General features: G+C 72.2%; 15 protein-coding genes. 5 read left to right on the top strand and 10 right to left on the bottom strand.

The genetic code is table 11. From position 1 onward, the window contains the following. The first annotated feature begins 381 nt into the window (after nucleotides 1–381). Nucleotides 382–2,907: an ATP-dependent Clp protease ATP-binding subunit gene (locus ACZ46W_RS18700; protein ID WP_366128469.1), complete on the top strand. Its 2,526-nt coding sequence runs from the start codon at nucleotides 382–384 to the stop codon at nucleotides 2,905–2,907. An 87-nt stretch (nucleotides 2,908–2,994) separates the two neighbouring features. On the opposite strand, the gene dacB is transcribed toward ACZ46W_RS18700, so the two are convergent. Continuing rightward, nucleotides 2,995–4,566 (bottom strand): D-alanyl-D-alanine carboxypeptidase/D-alanyl-D-alanine endopeptidase, encoded by a 1,572-nt coding sequence (gene dacB / locus ACZ46W_RS18705; RefSeq protein WP_468338697.1) that lies wholly within the window; start codon nucleotides 4,564–4,566, stop codon nucleotides 2,995–2,997. A gap of 521 nt (nucleotides 4,567–5,087) precedes the next feature. On the opposite strand from dacB, the gene ACZ46W_RS18710 reads away from it, so the two are divergent. Next, nucleotides 5,088–5,804 (top strand): M23 family metallopeptidase, encoded by a 717-nt coding sequence (locus ACZ46W_RS18710; protein WP_468338699.1) that lies wholly within the window; start codon nucleotides 5,088–5,090, stop codon nucleotides 5,802–5,804. A gap of 3 nt (nucleotides 5,805–5,807) precedes the next feature. Here the strand turns inward: ACZ46W_RS18710 and ACZ46W_RS18715 are convergent, their stop codons facing one another. Next, nucleotides 5,808–6,383, bottom strand: a complete 576-nt coding sequence (locus ACZ46W_RS18715; RefSeq protein ID WP_468338701.1) for a TetR/AcrR family transcriptional regulator — start codon at nucleotides 6,381–6,383, stop codon at nucleotides 5,808–5,810. Between the two features lie 102 nt (nucleotides 6,384–6,485). On the opposite strand from ACZ46W_RS18715, the gene ACZ46W_RS18720 reads away from it, so the two are divergent. Beyond that, complete coding sequence (locus ACZ46W_RS18720; protein WP_468338703.1) at nucleotides 6,486–8,063, top strand: MDR family MFS transporter; 1,578 nt, start codon at nucleotides 6,486–6,488, stop codon at nucleotides 8,061–8,063. A 63-nt stretch (nucleotides 8,064–8,126) separates the two neighbouring features. On the opposite strand, the gene cseC is transcribed toward ACZ46W_RS18720, so the two are convergent. The 6 genes from cseC to ACZ46W_RS18750 all read right to left on the bottom strand — a co-directional run bounded on the left by cseC (nucleotide 8,127) and on the right by ACZ46W_RS18750 (nucleotide 13,227). Next, nucleotides 8,127–9,455: a two-component system sensor histidine kinase CseC gene (gene cseC, locus ACZ46W_RS18725; RefSeq protein ID WP_468338705.1), complete on the bottom strand. Its 1,329-nt coding sequence runs from the start codon at nucleotides 9,453–9,455 to the stop codon at nucleotides 8,127–8,129. Beyond that, nucleotides 9,452–10,162, bottom strand: coding sequence for a two-component system response regulator CseB (gene cseB / locus ACZ46W_RS18730; RefSeq protein ID WP_468338707.1), 711 nt, complete (start codon nucleotides 10,160–10,162; stop codon nucleotides 9,452–9,454). Before cseB ends, cseC begins: the two co-directional genes overlap by 4 nt. A 33-nt stretch (nucleotides 10,163–10,195) precedes the next feature. After that, nucleotides 10,196–10,906: a hypothetical protein gene (locus tag ACZ46W_RS18735; protein WP_468338709.1), complete on the bottom strand. Its 711-nt coding sequence runs from the start codon at nucleotides 10,904–10,906 to the stop codon at nucleotides 10,196–10,198. Beyond that, a complete protein-coding gene (locus ACZ46W_RS18740) occupies nucleotides 10,894–11,451 on the bottom strand; it encodes a SigE family RNA polymerase sigma factor (RefSeq protein WP_468338711.1) in 558 nt (185 codons plus the stop codon). The genes ACZ46W_RS18735 and ACZ46W_RS18740 overlap by 13 nt, the downstream gene beginning before the upstream one ends. A gap of 173 nt (nucleotides 11,452–11,624) precedes the next feature. Then, entirely contained in the window at nucleotides 11,625–12,548 is a 924-nt protein-coding gene (locus ACZ46W_RS18745; RefSeq protein WP_468338713.1) for an HhH-GPD family protein, read from the bottom strand. A 25-nt stretch (nucleotides 12,549–12,573) separates the two neighbouring features. Beyond that, the gene (locus ACZ46W_RS18750; RefSeq protein ID WP_468338715.1) at nucleotides 12,574–13,227 is read right to left on the bottom strand and encodes a phosphatase PAP2 family protein; all 654 of its coding nucleotides are present in this window, start codon (nucleotides 13,225–13,227) and stop codon (nucleotides 12,574–12,576) included. Between the two features lie 136 nt (nucleotides 13,228–13,363). Between ACZ46W_RS18750 and ACZ46W_RS18755 the strand changes: the two genes are divergently transcribed. Further along, nucleotides 13,364–14,203: a hypothetical protein gene (locus ACZ46W_RS18755; RefSeq protein WP_468338717.1), complete on the top strand. Its 840-nt coding sequence runs from the start codon at nucleotides 13,364–13,366 to the stop codon at nucleotides 14,201–14,203. Between the two features lie 63 nt (nucleotides 14,204–14,266). Here the strand turns inward: ACZ46W_RS18755 and disA are convergent, their stop codons facing one another. Both disA and radA read right to left on the bottom strand, forming a co-directional pair. Continuing rightward, nucleotides 14,267–15,391, bottom strand: a complete 1,125-nt coding sequence (disA, locus tag ACZ46W_RS18760; protein ID WP_366128481.1) for a DNA integrity scanning diadenylate cyclase DisA — start codon at nucleotides 15,389–15,391, stop codon at nucleotides 14,267–14,269. 373 nt (nucleotides 15,392–15,764) lie between these two features. Continuing rightward, nucleotides 15,765–17,174 (bottom strand): DNA repair protein RadA, encoded by a 1,410-nt coding sequence (gene radA / locus ACZ46W_RS18765; RefSeq protein WP_468338720.1) that lies wholly within the window; start codon nucleotides 17,172–17,174, stop codon nucleotides 15,765–15,767. A 198-nt stretch (nucleotides 17,175–17,372) separates the two neighbouring features. Here radA and ACZ46W_RS18770 point away from each other — a divergent pair, with 198 nt between their 5' ends. Continuing rightward, complete coding sequence (locus ACZ46W_RS18770) at nucleotides 17,373–19,118, top strand: BACON domain-containing protein (protein WP_468338722.1); 1,746 nt, start codon at nucleotides 17,373–17,375, stop codon at nucleotides 19,116–19,118. Nucleotides 19,119–19,123: the final 5 nt, after the last annotated feature.

The following is a 19,123-nucleotide window of genomic DNA, read 5'->3' on the forward strand; positions in this document are numbered from 1 at the left end:
CGGACACCCTGTGTATTCAAGGTGGGGGCGCGCGAAGGCGTGGAGGAGCGCAAGGGTGTTCGCCCGTAGCTGAGGGAACCGGGGTGCGCCGCATGGAGTGTCACTGCTTACGGGTAAGACATTCCTAGTGGGGAGGGGCGACACGCAGGATCGGGCGTCTCACGTTCGCCATCGGCGTACTGCCGGTGAGGGTAAGTGCCTGGCCTGCGGGAACATCGTCTCGGACCATTGGGTTGGAGCATTTGTCGGCGTTCGGGTCAGGAGGCCAGAGACGGGTGTCGGCAGTTGGAATGAGCGGTCCCCGCTTGCGGGACTAAGCTGCGGAAGGACAGGGAGGGGACCGACCCCTTACTGCCTGACCGCTCTGAGGAGCGATTAACGATGTTCGAGAGGTTCACCGACCGCGCGCGGCGGGTTGTCGTCCTGGCTCAGGAAGAAGCCCGGATGCTCAACCACAACTACATCGGCACCGAGCACATCCTCCTGGGCCTTATCCACGAGGGTGAGGGTGTCGCCGCTAAGGCCCTGGAGAGCCTCGGGATTTCGCTCGAGGCGGTCCGCCAGCAGGTGGAGGAGATCATCGGCCAGGGCCAGCAGGCCCCGTCCGGGCACATCCCCTTCACGCCCCGTGCCAAGAAGGTCCTGGAGCTGTCGCTCCGCGAGGCCCTTCAGCTCGGCCACAACTACATCGGCACCGAGCACATCCTGCTCGGCCTCATCCGCGAGGGCGAGGGCGTCGCCGCCCAGGTCCTCGTGAAGCTGGGCGCCGATCTCAACCGGGTGCGGCAGCAGGTCATCCAGCTGCTCTCCGGCTACCAGGGCAAGGAAGCCGCCACCGCCGGTGGTCCTGCCGAGGGCACCCCCTCGACGTCCCTGGTCCTCGACCAGTTCGGCCGGAACCTCACCCAGGCCGCTCGTGAGTCCAAGCTCGACCCGGTCATCGGGCGCGAGAAGGAGATCGAGCGGGTCATGCAGGTGCTGTCCCGCCGTACCAAGAACAACCCGGTCCTCATCGGCGAGCCCGGCGTCGGCAAGACGGCGGTCGTCGAGGGCCTGGCGCAGGCCATCGTCAAGGGCGAGGTGCCCGAGACCCTCAAGGACAAGCACCTCTACACCCTCGACCTGGGCGCGCTCGTCGCCGGCTCCCGGTACCGCGGTGACTTCGAGGAGCGCCTGAAGAAGGTCCTCAAGGAGATCCGCACCCGCGGCGACATCATCCTGTTCATCGACGAGCTCCACACCCTGGTGGGTGCGGGCGCCGCCGAGGGCGCGATCGACGCCGCGTCCATCCTGAAGCCGATGCTGGCCCGCGGTGAGCTCCAGACCATCGGTGCCACAACGCTCGACGAGTACCGCAAGTACCTGGAGAAGGACGCGGCCCTGGAGCGCCGCTTCCAGCCGATCCAGGTCGCCGAGCCGTCGCTGCCGCACACCATCGAGATCCTCAAGGGCCTGCGCGACCGGTACGAGGCCCACCACCGGGTCTCCATCACGGACGAGGCGCTGGTCCAGGCCGCCACCCTGGCCGACCGGTACATCTCGGACCGCTTCCTGCCGGACAAGGCGATCGACCTGATCGACGAGGCCGGCTCCCGGATGCGCATCCGCCGGATGACCGCGCCGCCGGACCTCCGCGAGTTCGACGAGAAGATCGCGGCCGTCCGCCGGGACAAGGAGTCCGCGATCGACTCCCAGGACTTCGAGAAGGCAGCGTCTCTCCGCGACAAGGAGAAGCAGTTGCTGGCGGCGAAGGCCAAGCGGGAGAAGGAGTGGAAGGCCGGCGACATGGACGTCGTCGCCGAGGTCGACGGCGAGCTGATCGCCGAGGTCCTCGCGACCGCCACCGGCATCCCGGTCTTCAAGCTGACCGAGGAGGAGTCCTCGCGTCTGCTCCGCATGGAGGACGAGCTCCACAAGCGCGTCATCGGCCAGAAGGACGCCATCAAGGCCCTGTCGCAGGCGATCCGCCGTACGCGCGCCGGCCTGAAGGACCCGAAGCGCCCGGGTGGCTCGTTCATCTTCGCCGGCCCGTCCGGTGTCGGTAAGACCGAGCTGTCCAAGACGCTCGCCGAATTCCTCTTCGGCGACGAGGACGCGATGATCTCGCTCGACATGTCGGAGTTCAGCGAGAAGCACACGGTTTCCCGTCTCTTCGGTTCCCCGCCCGGATACGTGGGTTACGAAGAGGGCGGCCAGCTCACCGAGAAGGTGCGCCGCAAGCCGTTCTCCGTCGTCCTCTTCGACGAGGTCGAGAAGGCCCACCCCGATATCTTCAATTCCCTTCTCCAGATCCTGGAGGACGGTCGCCTGACCGACTCCCAGGGCCGGGTCGTGGACTTCAAGAACACGGTCATCATCATGACGACCAACCTCGGGACCCGGGACATCTCGAAGGGCTTCAACCTGGGCTTCGCGGCCCAGGGCGACGTCAAGACCGGTTACGACCGGATGAAGGCGAAGGTCAACGAAGAGCTGAAGCAGCACTTCCGGCCCGAGTTCCTCAACCGCGTCGACGACACGGTCGTCTTCCACCAGCTCAGCCAGGACGACATCATCCAGATCGTCGACCTGATGATCGCCAAGGTGGACGAGCGCCTGAAGGACCGCGACATGGGCATCGAGCTCAGCGGTTCCGCCAAGGAGCTCCTGGCCAAGCACGGCTACGACCCGGTGATGGGCGCCCGGCCGCTGCGCCGGACGATCCAGCGCGAGATCGAGGACGTGCTCTCGGAGAAGATCCTCTTCGGCGAGCTGCGCCCCGGTCACATCGTGGTCGTGGACACCGAGGGCGAGGGTGAGGAGAAGAAGTTCACCTTCCGCGGCGAGGAGAAGTCCGCCCTGCCGGACGTCCCCCCGATCGAGCAGGCCGCCGGCGGTGCCGGTCCGAACCTCTCGAAGGACGCGTAAGCGGTAACGACCGCTGACTGAAGGAGCTGCCCCGGGCGTGAACGCCCGGGGCAGCTCCTTTTCCGTGCCCAGCAGCACACGGGCTGTCTAGCAGCGCACGGGTTTCGTCCAGGAGCATTCCAGCTCGCCGGGTGCCTCGGAGGTACGGGCCCGGTCCGGCCGGACGGTGGTGATCGTGCCCTTGGAGGTGTCGGACCTCGCCAGGGTCACGACGATGGCGTCCTCGACGCTCTTCACGGAGGACGCCAGGTGGTTGTTGAGGACGATGCCGTAGACGAGGCGTCGGCCGCCGGCGTCCGTGACGTAACCGGAGAGGGCGGAAGCGCCGGTGAGCGTCCCGGTCTTCGCGCGGGTGTTGAGTGCGGCGGGGGTGTTGCACATCCGGGTGCGGAGTGTGCCGCCGGTGGCGCGGTCCGGGGCGCAGGCGACCGGCAGCGACGCGTACCAGTCGGCGAACCAGGGGGCGTCCTGCACGGCCAGGAGCAGGCGGGTGAGCTGGCCGGCCGGGAAGAGGTTCATCCGGGACAGGCCGGAGCCGTCGACCTGCCGGACGGTGGACGTCTGTACGCCCTGCTCCTTCAGGTACGTGCCGATGGCGGCGAGCCCCGCGCTCCACGTGCCCTGGCCGGACGTCTCGTACCCGATGGTCTTGGTGAGGGCCTCGGCGTGCATGTTGTTCGACAGCTTCATGAAGGGCCGCATGAGGTCCTTGAGCGGCATGGAGCTGTGGGTGGCCAGCACCCGCGCGGTGGGTGGGGTCGGCTCGCCCTGCCGGGGCTCGCCCCCGACCCGTACGCCTCGGGCGGCGAGGGCGTCGGCGAAGACGGCGGCCGCGTAGCCGGTGGGCTCCCAGACGGTGACCCATTCCTTGGTGGGGGAGCCCTGGACGGGGATCTCGCCGGTCACGGTGATGGTGTTCGTACCGTGCTCGCGTTCGATCGTGAGGGTGTCGGGGCGGCCGGCGGGGACGGTGGTGGCGCGGTTGTCGATGCGTACGTAGTCGGTGGCGGGGGTCACGCCCACCCGGGGGCGCGCGCCCGCCTCCGCCGCAGGGGCCGCCTCGACGACGACCGTGCCGGAGTCGTAGTCGGTGTCCGGGGCGACCGTGAGGGGCGAGATCTGCGCCGAGTAGTACGACGACTCGTCGTCGGCGGCCCAGGCGCGGCCCAGCCGGCTGGCGTCGAAGCGTGTGTCGTCCGCGACGAGCCGGCCGGTCACCCGCCGGACGCCGGCGGCGGCGACCCGGGCGGCCAGCGCGTCGTAGTCCCTGGCGAGCGTGGTGGGGTCGCCCGTGCCGCGCAGGTACAGGTCCCCGTGCAGCACGCCGCCCTTGGGCCGGGCGGTGGCCAGCACCTCCGTGCGGAACCGGTACTCGGGGCCGAGCAGCGCCATCGCGGCGACGGAGGTGGCGATCTTGGTGTTGGAGGCGGGCATGAGGCGGTCGCCGCCGTCCCGCTGGTAGAGGGTCTCGCCGGTGGCGGCATCGGCGACGACGACGCCCGCCGCGCCGCCGTCCAGCCGTGGGTCGGTGAGGATCGTGTCGATGGCGCCCTTCAGTCCGGTGTCGGAGGGGTCGGCCCCGGCCGTGAGGGTGCTCGCGGCGAGGAGTCCGGCGAGCCCTAAGGCGAGGGCGGTCACGCGCGTCACGTGTCTGCTCATGGGGCGAGGATGGCGGAGCTGGGGTGGGGTGGGAAGGAGGCGGGGGCAGGCGGACACGCACACCCGCCGACTGGGTCGGCGCGCGGCGCCGCGACCGGCCGGGGTCGCCTCCTTCGTCCCGGAACGGGGGGTCTTCCGGCCCGGTGGCCGTGACAAGGCGCACAGGCGTTTTGGGCGGTACTAGGTGGAATAGTGCGTTCGGCCGGGTAGGAGGCGCGGTTTCGCGGGGGTGGCCGGGTCTCCGGCGGGCGGGGGGCGGCGGTGGGGGCGGTGAGCAGGGCGGAAAGCGCCAGGTGGCAGGGGGCCCTAGGGGGATAAACCTTCCTTTCTAAGGACATTTCGGGCTGTTGCCCTGGGTTGGGGCGGCACGTCAAGAGTCCACGTCACACCGGGGGGCCTACGACCAGATGTCGTAGATGGGTGGTTTGAGCCGGGATGGGTGGGCGGGTTACCAAGGATGAGCCCAACCGCCCGGCGCGCCCTTCGCGTCGGGTCCGTTCTTGTCCGGAGGACTTCCCCGCATGTCGAAGCGCGTCAAGCATCCCGCCCGTAACGCCGTCGTCGCCCTCGCCGCCGCCGGCATGGGAGCGTCGATGGTGTTCGGAGGCGGTGCCGCCGTCGCCGCCGACAGCAAGACCGCCCCTGCTCTCGGGTCGGCCACCGCCGCTGCCGTCGCCGCCCAGGCCGACGCCCAGGCGGCGCAGGCCAAGGCCGCCAAGGTCGCCGCCGCCAAGAAGGCCGCTGCCGCCAAGGCCGCCGCCGCGAAGAAGGCCGCTGCCGCCAACGCCGCCAAGAAGGCCGCCGCCAAGAAGGCCACGTCCTGGGTCAAGCCGGTCACCGGTGGCTACACCCTGACCGCCAGCTTCAACCAGGGCGGCTCCATGTGGTCCAACAAGCACTCCGGCCAGGACTTCGCCGTGCCGGTCGGCACCCCGGTCAAGGCCACGCACTCCGGTGTCGTCGTGAAGGCCGGCCCGAACGGCGGCGGCGACGGCCCGGCGTACGGCAACGCCATCGTGGTCAAGCACGCCAACGGCACGTACTCGCAGTACGCGCACCTGTCGAAGATCAACGTCGGCGTCGGCGAGACCGTGAAGACCGGCGAGACCATCGCCCGCTCCGGCAACACCGGCAACTCGTCCGGTCCGCACCTGCACTTCGAGATCCGTACGACCCCGAACTACGGCTCCGCGCTCAACCCGGCCAAGTTCCTGCGCGGCGAGGGCGTCGTCATCTGACGCTCAGCGCCGCGACCCCTGTGACGGCCCCTGGTGGGCCTGGGTCACCAGATCGATGGCGACCTCGAGGACGGCTTCACGCTTCTCCTCGGGGTCGCCGTCGACGTGCTGCATGAAGAACATCCCGGCGTGCATCGTGAACAGGGCGCTGATGCAGCGCACCCGGTCGGCCATGGCGAAGTCCGGCTCCTGGACGAGTCGGGTCAGCGTGACCATGCGCTCCTTGAACGTCTCGCCGATGCTCAGGTCGCGCACGGTCGCCTGGTTCTCCTGCATGAAGCGGAAGAGCGGCGCCGCGCCGATGAGCGCCGCGTGGTAGCGGCGGAGCATCTCCCGCTTGGTCTCCAGCGTGCGCGGTTGCCGCTCGGCCCAGGCGATCAGCTCGTCGATCGGCCGCGTCAGATCGCGGAACAGGCTGATGACGATGTCTTCCTTGGTCTTGAAGTGGTAGTACAGCGCCGCCTTCGTGACCTCAAGGCGCTCGGCGATCTCGCGCAGCGACGTCTTCTCGTAGCCCTGCTCGGCGAAGAGTTCGAGGGCCACGTCCTGGATGCGCTGACGGGTGTTGCCTCTGGCCATGGTCCGCTCCCACAAACTTACTTGACGCCCGGCTAGTGACGGGTCTACCGTCCCCAGTCTAGTAACTAGCCGGGCGGCAAGTAAGTAACGGGAGTGGGGATCATGTCGGAGCCCTTGCACACACCAGCCACCGACCAGGGCAAACCGCCGCGCAGCGTACGGGTCGTGCTGCTCGCGCTGATGATCGCGATGCTGCTGGCCATGCTGGACAACATGATCATCGGTACGGCGATGCCGACGATCGTCGGCGAGCTGGGCGGCCTCGCGCACCTGTCGTGGGTCGTCACCGCGTACACCCTCGCCACCGCCGCCTCCACCCCCATCTGGGGCAAGCTCGGCGACCTCTACGGCCGCAAGGGCACCTTCCTCACCTCGATCGTCATCTTCCTGATCGGCTCGGCGCTCAGCGGCATGGCCCAGGACATGGGCCAGCTCATCGGCTTCCGGGCCGTACAGGGCCTGGGCGCGGGCGGCCTGATGGTGGGCGTGATGGCGATCATCGGTGACCTGATACCGCCGCGCGAGCGGGGCAAGTACCAGGGCATGATGGCCGGCGTCATGGCGCTCGCCATGATCGGCGGACCGCTGGTCGGCGGCACCATCACCGACCACTGGGGCTGGCGCTGGTCCTTCTACATCAACCTGCCGCTCGGCGCCGTCGCGCTCGCCATGGTCACCGCCGTCCTGCACCTGCCCAAGCGGCAGCGCGACACCCGGCCCCGCATCGACTACCTCGGCGCGGCCCTGCTGACCGTCGGGATCACCGCCATCGTGCTGGTCACCACCTGGGGCGGTACCGAGTACGCCTGGGACTCCGCCGTCATCATGGAACTGACCGCCATCGGAGTCGTCGCGCTCGCCGGCTTCCTCCTCGTCGAGACCCGCGCGCCCGAGCCGATCATGCCGCTGCACATCTTCCGCAGCCGCAACTTCACCCTCATGTCGGTGATCGGCTTCCTCACCGGCTTCGTGATGTTCGGCGCCACGCTCTTCCTGCCGCTGTACCAGCAGTCCGTGCAGGGCGCGTCCGCCACCAACTCGGGCCTGCTGCTCCTGCCGATGCTGCTGGCGATGATGGCGGTCTCGCTCATCGCGGGACGCGTCACCACCAACACCGGCAAGTACAAGATCTTCCCCATCGCCGGTGGCGCCCTGATGGTCGTCGGCCTCTTCCTGCTCGCCCAGATGGACACCGGGACGTCCCGGTTCACCTCGGGCGTCTACATGGCGGTCCTCGGCGCCGGCATGGGCTTCCTGATGCAGATCACCATGCTCGTCGCGCAGAACAGCGTCGAGATGAAGGACATGGGCGTCGCCTCCTCGGCGACCACCCTCTTCCGCACGCTCGGCGCGTCCTTCGGCGTCGCCATCATGGGCGCGCTGTTCACCGGCCGCGTCCAGGACGAGATGGCCGCCAGGGGCGGCGGCGCGGCCACGCAGCAGTCGGCGCAGCTCGACGCGGCGAGCCTGGCGAGGCTTCCGGAGCACATCCGCGAGGCGTACCAGTTCGCGGTCTCGTCCGGTACGCACCTCGCGTTCCTGGTGGGCGCGGCGGTCGCGGTGATCGGCTTCGCGGCGGCGTTCTTCGTCAAGGAGGTCCCGCTGAAGGGCGCCGGCCCCGAGGGCGCGCCTTTGGAGGCCGCCCGGAAGGACGAGCGGCTCGCCGACACGGCGGCCTGAACCCGCGCGGGCACGCCCGCACCCGCTGACGGCCGTGGGCCCTGACGAAAGGGCCCACGGCCGTCAGGGCGTGTCGGGGAACTGAAGTATCGGGAAGCTGCCCGTCGTCGTGGGGGCGTGCTCCGGGAGCCACAGCACCGCGATCGCGCCGCCCGACTCCGTGGCGGTGCCCGTGGGCGCCGCGTTGCGGAAGGTGAGCCGTGCGCCCAGCACCCGGGCCTGGCCCGCCGCGATGGTCAGGCCCAGGCCGTGGCCGTGTCCGGCGCGGTCGCTGGCGCCCGTGCGGAACCGGCTCGGGCCCTCCCGCAGCAGGGCCTCCGGGAAGCCCGGCCCATGATCGCGCACCCGCACCACCCGGCCCTCGACCGTGACCTCGACCGGACCCGGTCCCTTGCCGTGCTTGGCGGCGTTGGCCAGCAGGTTGCCCAGGATGCGCTCAAGCCGGCGCGGATCGGTGTTCACCCACGACTCGTGCACCACCCGCACCACGGCGTCCGGGTACAGGGCGACGACCCGCCGCTCGACGAACTCCCCGAGCGCGATCTCCTGGAGCTCGGCCCGCTCCGAGGCACTGTCCAGCCGGGCCACCTCCAGCACGTCCTCGACCAGTGTGCGCATCGCCTGCGCCCGGTCCCGCACCAGCTCGGTCGGCCGCCCGGGCGGCAGCAGCTCGGCGGCGGTGAGCAGCCCGGTCACGGGCGTGCGCAGCTCGTGCGCGATGTCCGCGGTGACCCGCCGTTCGGCCTCGATCCGCTCGTTCAGCGCGTCCGTCAGGGCGTCCACCGCCCGCGCGAGCTCGTCCGTCTCGTCGCGTACGACACCGCCGATCGCGTCCCGGACCCGTACCTCCGTATTGCCCTGGGCGACCTTCCCGGCAGCGGTGGCGGCCTTGCGCAGCCGCCGCGACAGTTGGCCTCCGATCAGCACGCCCAGCGCACAGCCGCCGAAGACCACCGAGACCGAGCCGACGATCAGCGCCTCGTCCAGGTCCTTCATGATCGTCGTGCTGCGGCTGGCGAACTGGCTGTGCAGCGACAGCACGTCCCCATTGCCCAGCGGCACGGCGGCCCACACGTCCGGCGGGCCGTCCTCGTGCTCCTGCACGTACGTCCCGCGCCGCCGCTCCCGCATCAGCTCGTCGAGCTGCGGCGGCAGCGCCGGGTCGTTGAGCTTCGCCCCGAACTTGGGGTCGCCCTTCGGCTTCGCCGACTCGTACATCCGCTGGGCGAACAGCAGCCGCTCCATCTGCACGTCACGCGCGTTGCCGAGCATCGAGACGCGGGCGGCGTTGTGGACGACGAGGCTGAGCGCGACCGCGACCAGGGCGCCCACGGCGGCGATGGCGATCGAGATCTTCCATCTGACGCCGGTGCGCAATGCGGGCGGCTTCATGCCTTGAGCTTGTAGCCGAAGCCGCGGACCGTCTCGATCCGGTCCTGGCCGATCTTGGTGCGCAGCCGCTGCACATGGACGTCCACGACCCGGGTGTCACCGCCCCAGCCGTAGTCCCAGACCCGCTCCAGCAGTTGGTCGCGCGACAGGACGGTGCCCGGCGCGGAGGAGAACTCCAGCAGCAGCCGCATCTCCGTCGGGGTCAGCGCCACCGGGGCACCGCCCTTGCGGACCTCCATGCCGTCGGTGTCGACCTCCAGGTCACCGAAGACCAGTACGCCGCCCTGGGCCTGCCCGGCCCGGTCCGCGTCGCCGGCGCCGCCCCCGGGGCCGCCCGCGTGCCCGAAGCGGCGCAGCACGGCGCGGATGCGCGCGACCAGCACGGCGCCGTCGAAGGGCTTGGTGACGTAGTCGTCGGCACCGGCCTCCAGGCCGAGCACCACGTCGATCGAGTCGGCCCGGGCCGACAGCATGATCACCGGCACGGTCGACTCGTCACGGATGCGCCGGCACAGGCTCACGCCGTCCATGCCCGGCAGCATCACGTCCAGCAGCGCGATGTCCGGCTGCCGCTGCCGGAAGGACTCCAGACCGGACAGCCCGTCCGGCATGGCCGTCACCGCGAAGCCGTCCCGCTCCAGGGCGAGCTGCGTGGCCTCACGGATGACGTCGTCGTCCTCCACGAACAGGACATGGGTCTCGGCCATCGACGTCTTCTCTCCGTGCTCTCTCAGGTCTGCTCAGTTCTTGCTGGGCGCGGGCTGCTCGCCGGGGTCGTCGATGCCGCCGTCCCCGACCGTCTTGCTGTACTCGTTGTGTACCCGGTCGTGCTCGGTGAACTTGTTGCCCGTCCACCGGTAGGTGATCACGTCCTCGCCGGAGGGGTACGACACCGGGTCGTCCTCCGCGTACACCTGCTTGGTGACGACCAGGTCGCCGCGGTCGATCGTCGAGTAGACGGCCGGCTCCTCCAGGGAGAACACATTCTCGTACGCCGTGCCCTTGGCGTCGTCCTTCGGGTCGCCGAGGCGGTACACGTACGTCCCGACGCCCACGGCGTCACCGCACGTCAGCACGTTCACCACGACGTCCGGGCTACCGGAGTCGGTCAGCGTCCCGTACGAGGTGTCCACCGGGTAGGCGTCCGCCACGCACGGCTTGAGGTCGTCCTTGACCCGGTCGCTGACCTTCGGGTCGTTCATGATCAGCCCGACCGCGTTCACCTTCTTCAACGGCGACGACGCGGGCGACGAAGGGGCCGGCGCGCTCGACGGCGTGCCCTGGTCGGTCCGTGCGGCACCCTCGTCGCGCGTACCCGTGCCGCCGGTGGAACAACCGGCCGTGAGCAGGCCGATGGCGGCGGCCACGGCCATCGCCGTGGTGCCCGCCGCCCGGATCCTGCCCGTGCCGCTTGTGCCGCTCGTGTGCTCTCTGGCGCTCAGGCCGCGCACCGCTCCCGCCCCCGCTCGTCACTGCGTTCCGTACGCTCCAGGGCGCGGGCGTCGATGTCCCGGCTCTCCAGCTCCTGCCGGAGACGGGCGAGTGCCCGGTGAAGCGTGGACTTCACCGTACCGGTCGACATGCCGAGCGCGGCGGCCGTCTCCTCGGTGCTCATCTGCTCCCAGTGGCGCAGCACGACGACGCTGCGCTGCTTGGGCGCCAGCACCTTCAGGATGTCCATCAGCAGGGCCCGGTCGGCGTGCTGCTCGGTGGCGTCGTCGACGGACGCGTCCGGGAGCTGCTCGGTGGGCACCTCCTCCAGCTTGCGGGCGCGCCACCACTCCGTACGCGTATTGATCATCACCCGGCGGAGGTAGGCGTCGGCGAGGTTCTTGTCGGCTATGCCGTCCCAGCGGCCGTACGTACGGGCCAGCGCCGTCTGGAGCAGGTCCTGCGCGTCCACCGGGTCGGGGACGAGACGTCGGGCGCTGCGCAGCAGGGCGTCCTGCCGTGTGCGTACGTACTCCTCGAATTCGAGCACCTCGCCGTGCGACATCCCGAACCGCCTCCGATCCCCGTGAAACCCCGTGTGCTGCTTACGTCCGGAGACGCTACGGAGCTCTTGTCACGGGGCTGTCCGCGCAGGCCCTCGGAGGACGCACGGCTGGCCATCGGTTGTGTAACAGCGATGGTGTTACGAAGCCGGGGGCGGGCCCGGCTCCGTACGCCTCACCCGGCCGGGAGCCGGTACCGCCCGCCGTCCAGGGGCTCGACCAGACCGTCCGCGACCAGGCCGTCCAGGGCGCGGGCGCGCTGCACCGGGTCGTGCCAGACCGCGTCCAGCGCGGCCTGGCCCACCGGGGCCACCGCCTCGCGGAGCACGGCGAGGAGCTTGCCGCGCACCTGGCGGTCCGTACCCGCGTACGTCTGGCCCCGCCGGGCCGGGCCGTCGTGGGCCGGCTTGCCCGCCAGCCGCCACGCGCACCGCGCGGCGATCGGGCACCGGGCGCAGTCCTCGTTGCGGGCCGTGCACACCAGCGCGCCCAGCTCCATGGAGGCCGCCGCCCAGCGGGCCGCGGTGCGCTCGTCGTCCGGCAGCAGCGCCCGCGCCAGTTGCCGCTCGGCCGCGGTGGTGGCGTTCGGCGGGTACTGCACACCCGTCACCGACCGGGCGAACACCCGCCGCACGTTGGTGTCCAGCACGGCGTGGCGCTGCCCGTACGCGAACGACGCCACCGCCGCGGCCGTGTACTCGCCGATGCCGGGCAGGGCGAGCAACTGCGCGTGATCGCTCGGTACGTCGCCGCCGTGCCGTTCCGTTATCGCGACCGCCGCGCCGTGCAGCCGCAGCGCACGGCGCGGGTAGCCGAGCCGGCCCCAGGCGCGCACGGCCTCACCGGGGGCCTCGGCGGCCAGGTCGGCGGGGCGGGGCCAGCGGGCCAGCCACTGCTCGTACACCGGGAGGACCCGGTTGACCGGGGTCTGCTGGAGCATGAACTCGCTGACCATCACCCCCCAGGCACCGGCCTCGGGGCGGCGCCAGGGGAGGTCGCGGGCGTTCTGCTCGAACCAGGCGAGCACCGGCGCGTGCAGCTCCACGGCGGCGGGCCCGGAGCCGGGCCTGGTTTCGGGGGAGGAGGGGATCGCAGTCATGGCACGTCCGATCCTGGCACGTTCCTCACCCGCGACGGTGCATCGGCTCCCGGCGCCGCCGGGACACGGCGTGGTCGGGAACGGCCGGCCCGGGCCCGGCCAGCCACGCGGCCGCGGCCGACCGGCTCATCCGCATCGTGTCGGCCAGTGCCCTGGCCGGCCCGGTCAGCAGCTTGACGAACAGCACCGCGGCCAGCGCGCCCAGCACCAGGCCGGCCGCCACGTCGTGCGGGTAGTGCACCCCGACGAACACCCGTGAGAACGCCATGAGCAGCGCCATCGGCACCGTCAGCCAGACGATCCCGCGCCACGCCAGGGCGAGGGCGACCGCGGCGGCACCCGCGATGGCGGAGTGGTTGCTCGGGAACGACCAGTCGCCGTGCGGCGGGCACTCAACGATCGAGGCGGCGGCCCCGGCCACCGCGCGGCACGGACGCTCCTCGTCCACCACCGACTTCAGCAACTCGCTGACCACGTACCCGAACGCGGTGCCCAGCGGCGCGAGAACGGCCAGCGCCATGGCCCGGGAGTCGGCGGGGCGCGCCCGCCACCAGCCGGCGATGAACAGCGCGCCGAACAGCAGCAGGCCGGCCTCCGTCCACAGCTCGGCGACGAGCTGCAACCAGCCCGGGGTGTCGTGGGCGAGGTCGGTGATGTCGCGATAGAGGTCCTGGCTCATGGTTACGGACGGTACCTGGCGCCGGGAGCGCGCCCGACCGGGAGCCGGGGTGTTCGAGTGTGATCATCGGCAAAACTTGGTGCACAGGCGGCGGGTGGGGCGGGAGTTGGTGCCGATCTCTCGTACAGTTTGCGCCGTGGGATCTCTGCGCAATCCGGTCGGGCCGCTTCCCTCCTCCATCTACTGGCGACGGAGGGCAGTCGCGGCGAGTCTGGTCGTGCTCCTCGCGCTGCTGATCGTATGGTTCGTCAGTTCCGGTGACGACAACGGGCAGAAGGGCAGCGACAGCTCCAACGGGGCCGCTCCCGCGACCTCCATCACGCCGGGTCCCTCCCGGCCGGGACCGGCGATCAGCGAACAGCCGGGCGGCCGCGACGAGTCGGCGCCCGGTGAGGGCGACGACGGCGGGAAGAACGGCGACACGGCGGCGCCGGGCGGCGCGGACTCCGGTACCGGCGGCGACGCCGGCTCGGGCACCGACGCCGGAGCGGGAACCGGCACGGGCACGGGCTCCGGCGGCGGCACGGGCTCCGGCGGTGCGACCTCCGGCCAGCAGGTCCCGGCGAACTCCCCGCTCCCCGACTGCGCCCCCGGCTCACTCCAGTTGACGCTGCGCAGCACCAAGGTGAGCTACGTGCCCGGTGAGAAGCCCCGCTTCCAGCTCGTGGCCCGCAACACCTCCACGGCCACCTGCAAGGCCGACCTCGGTCCCAGGACCGCCGTGCTGACCATCAAGAACAACGAGGCCGACCAGGTCTGGTCGTCGAAGGACTGCCCGCGCGGCTCCGGCACCCTGCTGCTGCGCGTCCCGGCGGGCGGGAGCGTCACGCACACCGTGGAGTGGGACCGCCGCCCGAGCGCACCGCGCTGCGCGACCCCGTCCGCGCCGGCCGCCGGGCCGGGCACCTACCTGGTCGAGGCGACCGTGCCGGGCGCGAAGGTGATGCCGGCGTCGTTCACGCTCACCAAGGACTGACGGCCCGCCGGTCGGGCATACCGCCGGCCGTACCGCTCCAGGGTCGGACGTACCGCCCCGGGGTCAGACGTACCGCTCCAGGATCGACGACTCGGCGAGCCGCGACAGGCCCTCGCGCACGCTGCGGGCCCGCGCCTCGCCGACCCCGTCGACGGTCTGGAGGTCGTCCACGCTCGCGGCGAGCAGCTTCTGCAGGCCGCCGAAGTGCTCCACGAGCCGCTCGATGATCGCGCCGGGCAGCCGCGGCACCTTGGCCAGCAGCCGGTAGCCGCGCGGCGAGACCGCCGAGTCGAGCGTCTCGGGCGAGCCGCTGTAGCCCAGGGCGCGGGCCACGATGGGCAGTTCGAGCAGCTCGGCGTGGCTGAGGGCGTCCAGCTCGGTGAGCGCCTCGGCGACCGTGCGGGACCGCTTGGCGGTGGGCTCCGGTACGTAGTCGCGCACCACGAGCTCCCGTTCGGGCTCGACGCCCGCGATCAGCTCGTCGAGCTGGAGGGCGAGCAGTCGCCCGTCGGTGCCGAGCTCCACCACGTACTCGGCGATCTCGGTGGCGATCCGGCGCACCATCTCCAGGCGCTGGGCGACAGCGGTGACGTCCCGGACGGTCACCAGGTCCTCGATCTCCAGCGCCGACAGGGTGCCGGCGACCTCGTCGAGGCGGAGCTTGTACCGCTCCAGGGTGGCCAGGGCCTGGTTCGCCCGCGACAGGATGGCCGCCGACTCCTCCAGGACCCGGCGCTCACCGTCCACGTACAGGGCGATCAGCCGCATCGACTGCGACACGGAGACCACGGGGAAGCCGCACTGCTTGCTCACCCGGTCCGCGGTGCGGTGCCGGGTGCCGGTCTCCTCGGTGGGGATGGAGGCGTCCGGGACGAGCTGGACGCCGGCCCGGAGGATCTTGGTGATGTCCTTGTCGAGGATGAGCGCGCCGTCGAGCTTGCACAGCTCGCGCAGCCGGGTCGCGGTGAACTCCACGTCCAGCACGAACCCGCCGGTGCACATCGACTCGACGGTCTTGTCCATGCCGAGGACGATGAGTCCACCGGTGTTCCCGCGGAGGATGCGCTCCAGTCCGTCGCGCAGCGACGTACCCGGGGCGACGGCGCTGAGCGAGGCGCGCATGAGCGCCTCGTTGCCGGAGCCCGCGCCGGACTTTCCGGGAGCTGCTGCCCCGTCCTTGGCTGCCACTGCACTCCTCCGGCTCGTACGGATGGGCGAGACCTGGGCAAAGTCTAGCGACCCCGCCCGCGCCCGTCGGGCCTCCCGGCCCGTCCACGGTGCTCTCCCGCGGAACGGGTGGGCACAACGGACCAGGGTGGCGCCCCTTCCGGTGTGCACCGCGGCGGTGCCCGGTGGGTGGCGGGGCGCGGCCCCTCCGGGCTCACCTCCTCGAGGCCGGCGGCCTTGGGCGCCAGTAATAGGGAGCCCGAGCTTCGCCGCCAACCTCTGCGGGGGGCGACCCTGCACGGCCACCCCCCAGGTGGTACGCCGGGTGCGGGCGCGTTTCATCGACGACGGCGAGGAGGTGAGCCCGGAGGGGCCCCGACCGGGCCCACGGGCCTCAGCCGACGGGCCCCGGGGCGTCAGCCTTGGAGGGCCTCCTCCCGCGCGGCAGCACCCGCAGCGCGTCGCCCATGTCGGCGACCTCCGTGACCGTCATGCCCGCCGGGACCCTGCCCGGGTCGGCCGGGACCAGGGCGTGGGTGAAGCCCAGCCGGTGGGCCTCGGCGAGGCGGCGCTGGACGCCCGTGACGCGCCGTACCTCGCCCGCGAGGCCGACCTCGCCGATGGCGACCAGGTTCTTCGGCAGCGGGGTGTCGCTGGCCGCCGAGGCCAGGGCGAGCGCGACGGCCAGGTCGGCGGCCGGTTCGGAGAGCTTCACCCCGCCGACCGTCGCCGAGTAGATGTCCCGCTTGCCGAGGGCGGTGATCCGGCCGCGCTGCTCCAGGACCGCCAGCATCATCGAGACGCGGGACGTCTCCAGACCGGAGGTGGTGCGGCGGGGCGAGGGGATCTGCGAGTCGACCGTGAGCGCCTGGACCTCGGCGACCAGCGGACGGCGGCCTTCGAGGGTGACCGTCAGGCAGGTGCCCGGCACGGCCTCGGCGCGGCGGGTGAGGAAGAGGCCCGACGGGTCGGCCAGGCCCGTGATGCCCTCGTCGTGCAGCTCGAAGCAGCCCACCTCGTCCGTCGCCCCGTACCGGTTCTTCACGCCCCGCACCAGGCGCAGCCGCGCGTGCCGGTCGCCCTCGAAGTGGAGGACGACGTCCACGAGGTGCTCCAGCAGGCGGGGCCCGGCGATCGCGCCGTCCTTGGTGACGTGGCCCACCAGCAGCGTGGACATGCCGCGCTCCTTGGAGGCGCGGATCAGCGCGCCGGCGACCTCGCGGACCTGTGCCATGCCGCCCGGCGCGCCGTCGATCTCGGGGGAGGCGACGGTCTGCACGGAGTCGAGGACGAGGAGCGAGGGCTTGACCGCGTCCAGGTGGCCCAGGACGGCGGACAGGTCCGTCTCGGCCGCCAGGTACAGGTGGTCGTTGAGCGCGCCGATCCGGTCGGCGCGCAGCCGGACCTGGCTCGCGGACTCCTCGCCCGTGACGTACAGCGTGCGGTGGTCGTCGCTCGCCGCCTTGGCCGCGACGTCGAGCAGCAGGGTGGACTTGCCGACGCCGGGCTCGCCCGCGAGGAGGACGACCGCGCCCGGTACCAGCCCGCCGCCCAGGACGCGGTCCAGCTCGTCCACCCCGGTCGTCCGCGCGGTGGCCTGCCGGCCGTCGACTTGACCGATCGGCAGGGCGGCGGTGGAGACGCGCCCCGCGGCAGTGGTACGGACGGCGGGCGCGCCGTACTCCTCCACCGTCCCCCACGCCTGGCACTCGGGGCAGCGGCCGAGCCATTTGGCGGTCGTCCAGCCGCATTCCGTGCAGCGGTAGGAGGGCCTGTCCTTGGCGGATTTCGTACGGGCAGCCATGCCGAAGACCGTAGCGGGCCCCACTGACAACGCCGTCCGCGCGGGGCTCCCGGGGCGGCCGGGACCGCAGGGACGCGGGTGGGTGACCGGCGTAGAATCTGCGCTTCCTGTCCCCTTTTGAGGGATACGTTCACCCGTAAGGATTAAAAGTGCGGAAGGGGTGCGAAGGGTGTGCCTTCCACTGCCTACGGTCGCCGGGTGACGAGCAGCAGGCTGGAGCCCCCCACGCACACCACCGGCGCACACCGGGCGCGGCGCCGCGCGCCCCGGACCGGGCCCCGCACCCTGGCCCAGCGCCCACCGGCGCGGTACGAGCCGTATCTGGACGGGCTGTTCACGTACTGCCTGTCCGTGCTGTGCGACCACGACGTGGCCACCACGGTGCTGGGCGACGTACTGGCCATCTCCGAGCGGCAGTTCGGGCGGTGTCCCGGCGCCGACCCCGAGCGGCGGGCCTGGCTGTACGCTCTCGCCCGCTGGGCCTGCCTGCGCGAGCTCGGCGAGCAGCGGCGCCGGCGCAGCGGGCAGCGGCACGGCCAAGGGGCGCACGCCGGCCGCCCCGCCGCCGCGCCCACCTCCGCCGCCTCGGAAGGCGTCCCGCACGTTCCGCCCGAGACCGCCGAGCGGCGCCGCCGCGAACTGTCCCTGCTCGCCTGGCCCGAGGCCGCCGGCACCACGCCCGAGCAGCGCGAGGCGCTGGAGCTGGCCGTACGGCACCAGCTCGCCGCCCCCCAGGTCGCCGCCGTTCTCGGCATGGAGGCCCTCGCGGCCCGCGAACTGCTGTCCGCCGCCGCCTGCGAGGTGGAGCGCACCCGCGCCGCGCTGGCGGTCGTCGAGACCGGCACGTGCCCGGCCGTCGCCCGGCTCACCGGTGACAACCAGGTCCTGCTCTCCGCGGCCCTGCGCCGCGAGCTGGTCCGGCACGTCGACGACTGCCCCCGCTGCCGCCGCGCCGCCGAGCGTGCCGAGGCCGGCGGCCCCTGGCCCGGCTCGTCGGTGACCCCCGCGCAGTTGCCGCTCGTCGAGGCGCCGAGGGCGGCGGCGTACGTCGCGATGCTGCACGTCCCGCGCGCGCGGGCGGGCGGGCCGCGGTTCGGCCGCGACGGCTTCCCCCTGGACCCCAAGGACCACGCGGCCCGCCGGGACCGGATGCGGGCGCGGGCCCTGACGACGACCGTCGTGGCCACCGTGGTCGCCGCGCCGGTGCTCGCCCTGTGGGCGGCCTACCGGGGGGCTCCGGTGACGGGGGAGGGGCACGACGGTGCCCCGATCAGCGCGGCGGAGGCCGACGACCGGGCCGCGCGGGCGGACGGGTCCGGCGACCGGCCGGAGCACTACGAGAACGCGGGCAACGCCCGTAACGACCCGAGCCGCTCCGCCGCCCCCGGCTCGTCGCACGTCTCCGTCGAGGTCCTCAGCGCGGGTACGCCCCCACCGCCGTCCGCACCCGGCCGCCCCTCCCCGGGCCGCGTCACGGTCACCGCGCAGCCGTCCGGCGGCGACACGACGATGCTCACGCTCACCGCGTCGGGCGGCTCACCCGTGACCTGGTCCCTGTGGACGGACGCCCCGTGGCTCTACGCCAGCCGCGCCTCCGGCACGCTCGCCCCCGGCCAGTCGGTCACCGTGTACGTCTCCGTCGACCGTGCCCGCGAACCGGCAGGCCCCTGGACCGCCCGCGTGGGCGTCGACCCGGCGGGCGCGGTCGTGGAGATCGACGGCCGTGGCGCGTCCCGCCCGCCGTCCCGGCCGGGCCAGGGCCCGCGGCCCACCCCGAGCACACCGGCGACGACCCCGCCGCCGTCCCAGGACCCGACGCCGACGCCGCCCCCGACGCCGCCCCAGTCCACGCCCCCGTCGACCCCGCCGCCCTCGCCGGACCCGACGCCCTCGGACACGCCCGCGCCCACCGCGAGCCCGTCCACGGACGCACCGGCGAGCTGACCGGC

Source organism: Streptomyces sp. NPDC031064 (assembly GCF_055570965.1).

Excerpts from the sequence above, each read along its gene's own strand:
- ACZ46W_RS18700 (WP_366128469.1), top strand. The coding sequence starts at position 382 with ATGTTCGAGAGGTTCACCGACCGCGCGCGGCGGGTTGTCGTCCTGGCT.
- dacB (WP_468338697.1), bottom strand. The coding sequence starts at position 4,566 with ATGAGCAGACACGTGACGCGCGTGACCGCCCTCGCCTTAGGGCTCGCC.
- ACZ46W_RS18710 (WP_468338699.1), top strand. The coding sequence starts at position 5,088 with ATGTCGAAGCGCGTCAAGCATCCCGCCCGTAACGCCGTCGTCGCCCTC.
- ACZ46W_RS18715 (WP_468338701.1), bottom strand. The coding sequence starts at position 6,383 with ATGGCCAGAGGCAACACCCGTCAGCGCATCCAGGACGTGGCCCTCGAA.
- ACZ46W_RS18720 (WP_468338703.1), top strand. The coding sequence starts at position 6,486 with ATGTCGGAGCCCTTGCACACACCAGCCACCGACCAGGGCAAACCGCCG.
- cseC (WP_468338705.1), bottom strand. The coding sequence starts at position 9,455 with ATGAAGCCGCCCGCATTGCGCACCGGCGTCAGATGGAAGATCTCGATC.
- cseB (WP_468338707.1), bottom strand. The coding sequence starts at position 10,162 with ATGGCCGAGACCCATGTCCTGTTCGTGGAGGACGACGACGTCATCCGT.
- ACZ46W_RS18740 (WP_468338711.1), bottom strand. The coding sequence starts at position 11,451 with ATGTCGCACGGCGAGGTGCTCGAATTCGAGGAGTACGTACGCACACGG.
- ACZ46W_RS18745 (WP_468338713.1), bottom strand. The coding sequence starts at position 12,548 with ATGACTGCGATCCCCTCCTCCCCCGAAACCAGGCCCGGCTCCGGGCCC.
- ACZ46W_RS18750 (WP_468338715.1), bottom strand. The coding sequence starts at position 13,227 with ATGAGCCAGGACCTCTATCGCGACATCACCGACCTCGCCCACGACACC.
- radA (WP_468338720.1), bottom strand. The coding sequence starts at position 17,174 with ATGGCTGCCCGTACGAAATCCGCCAAGGACAGGCCCTCCTACCGCTGC.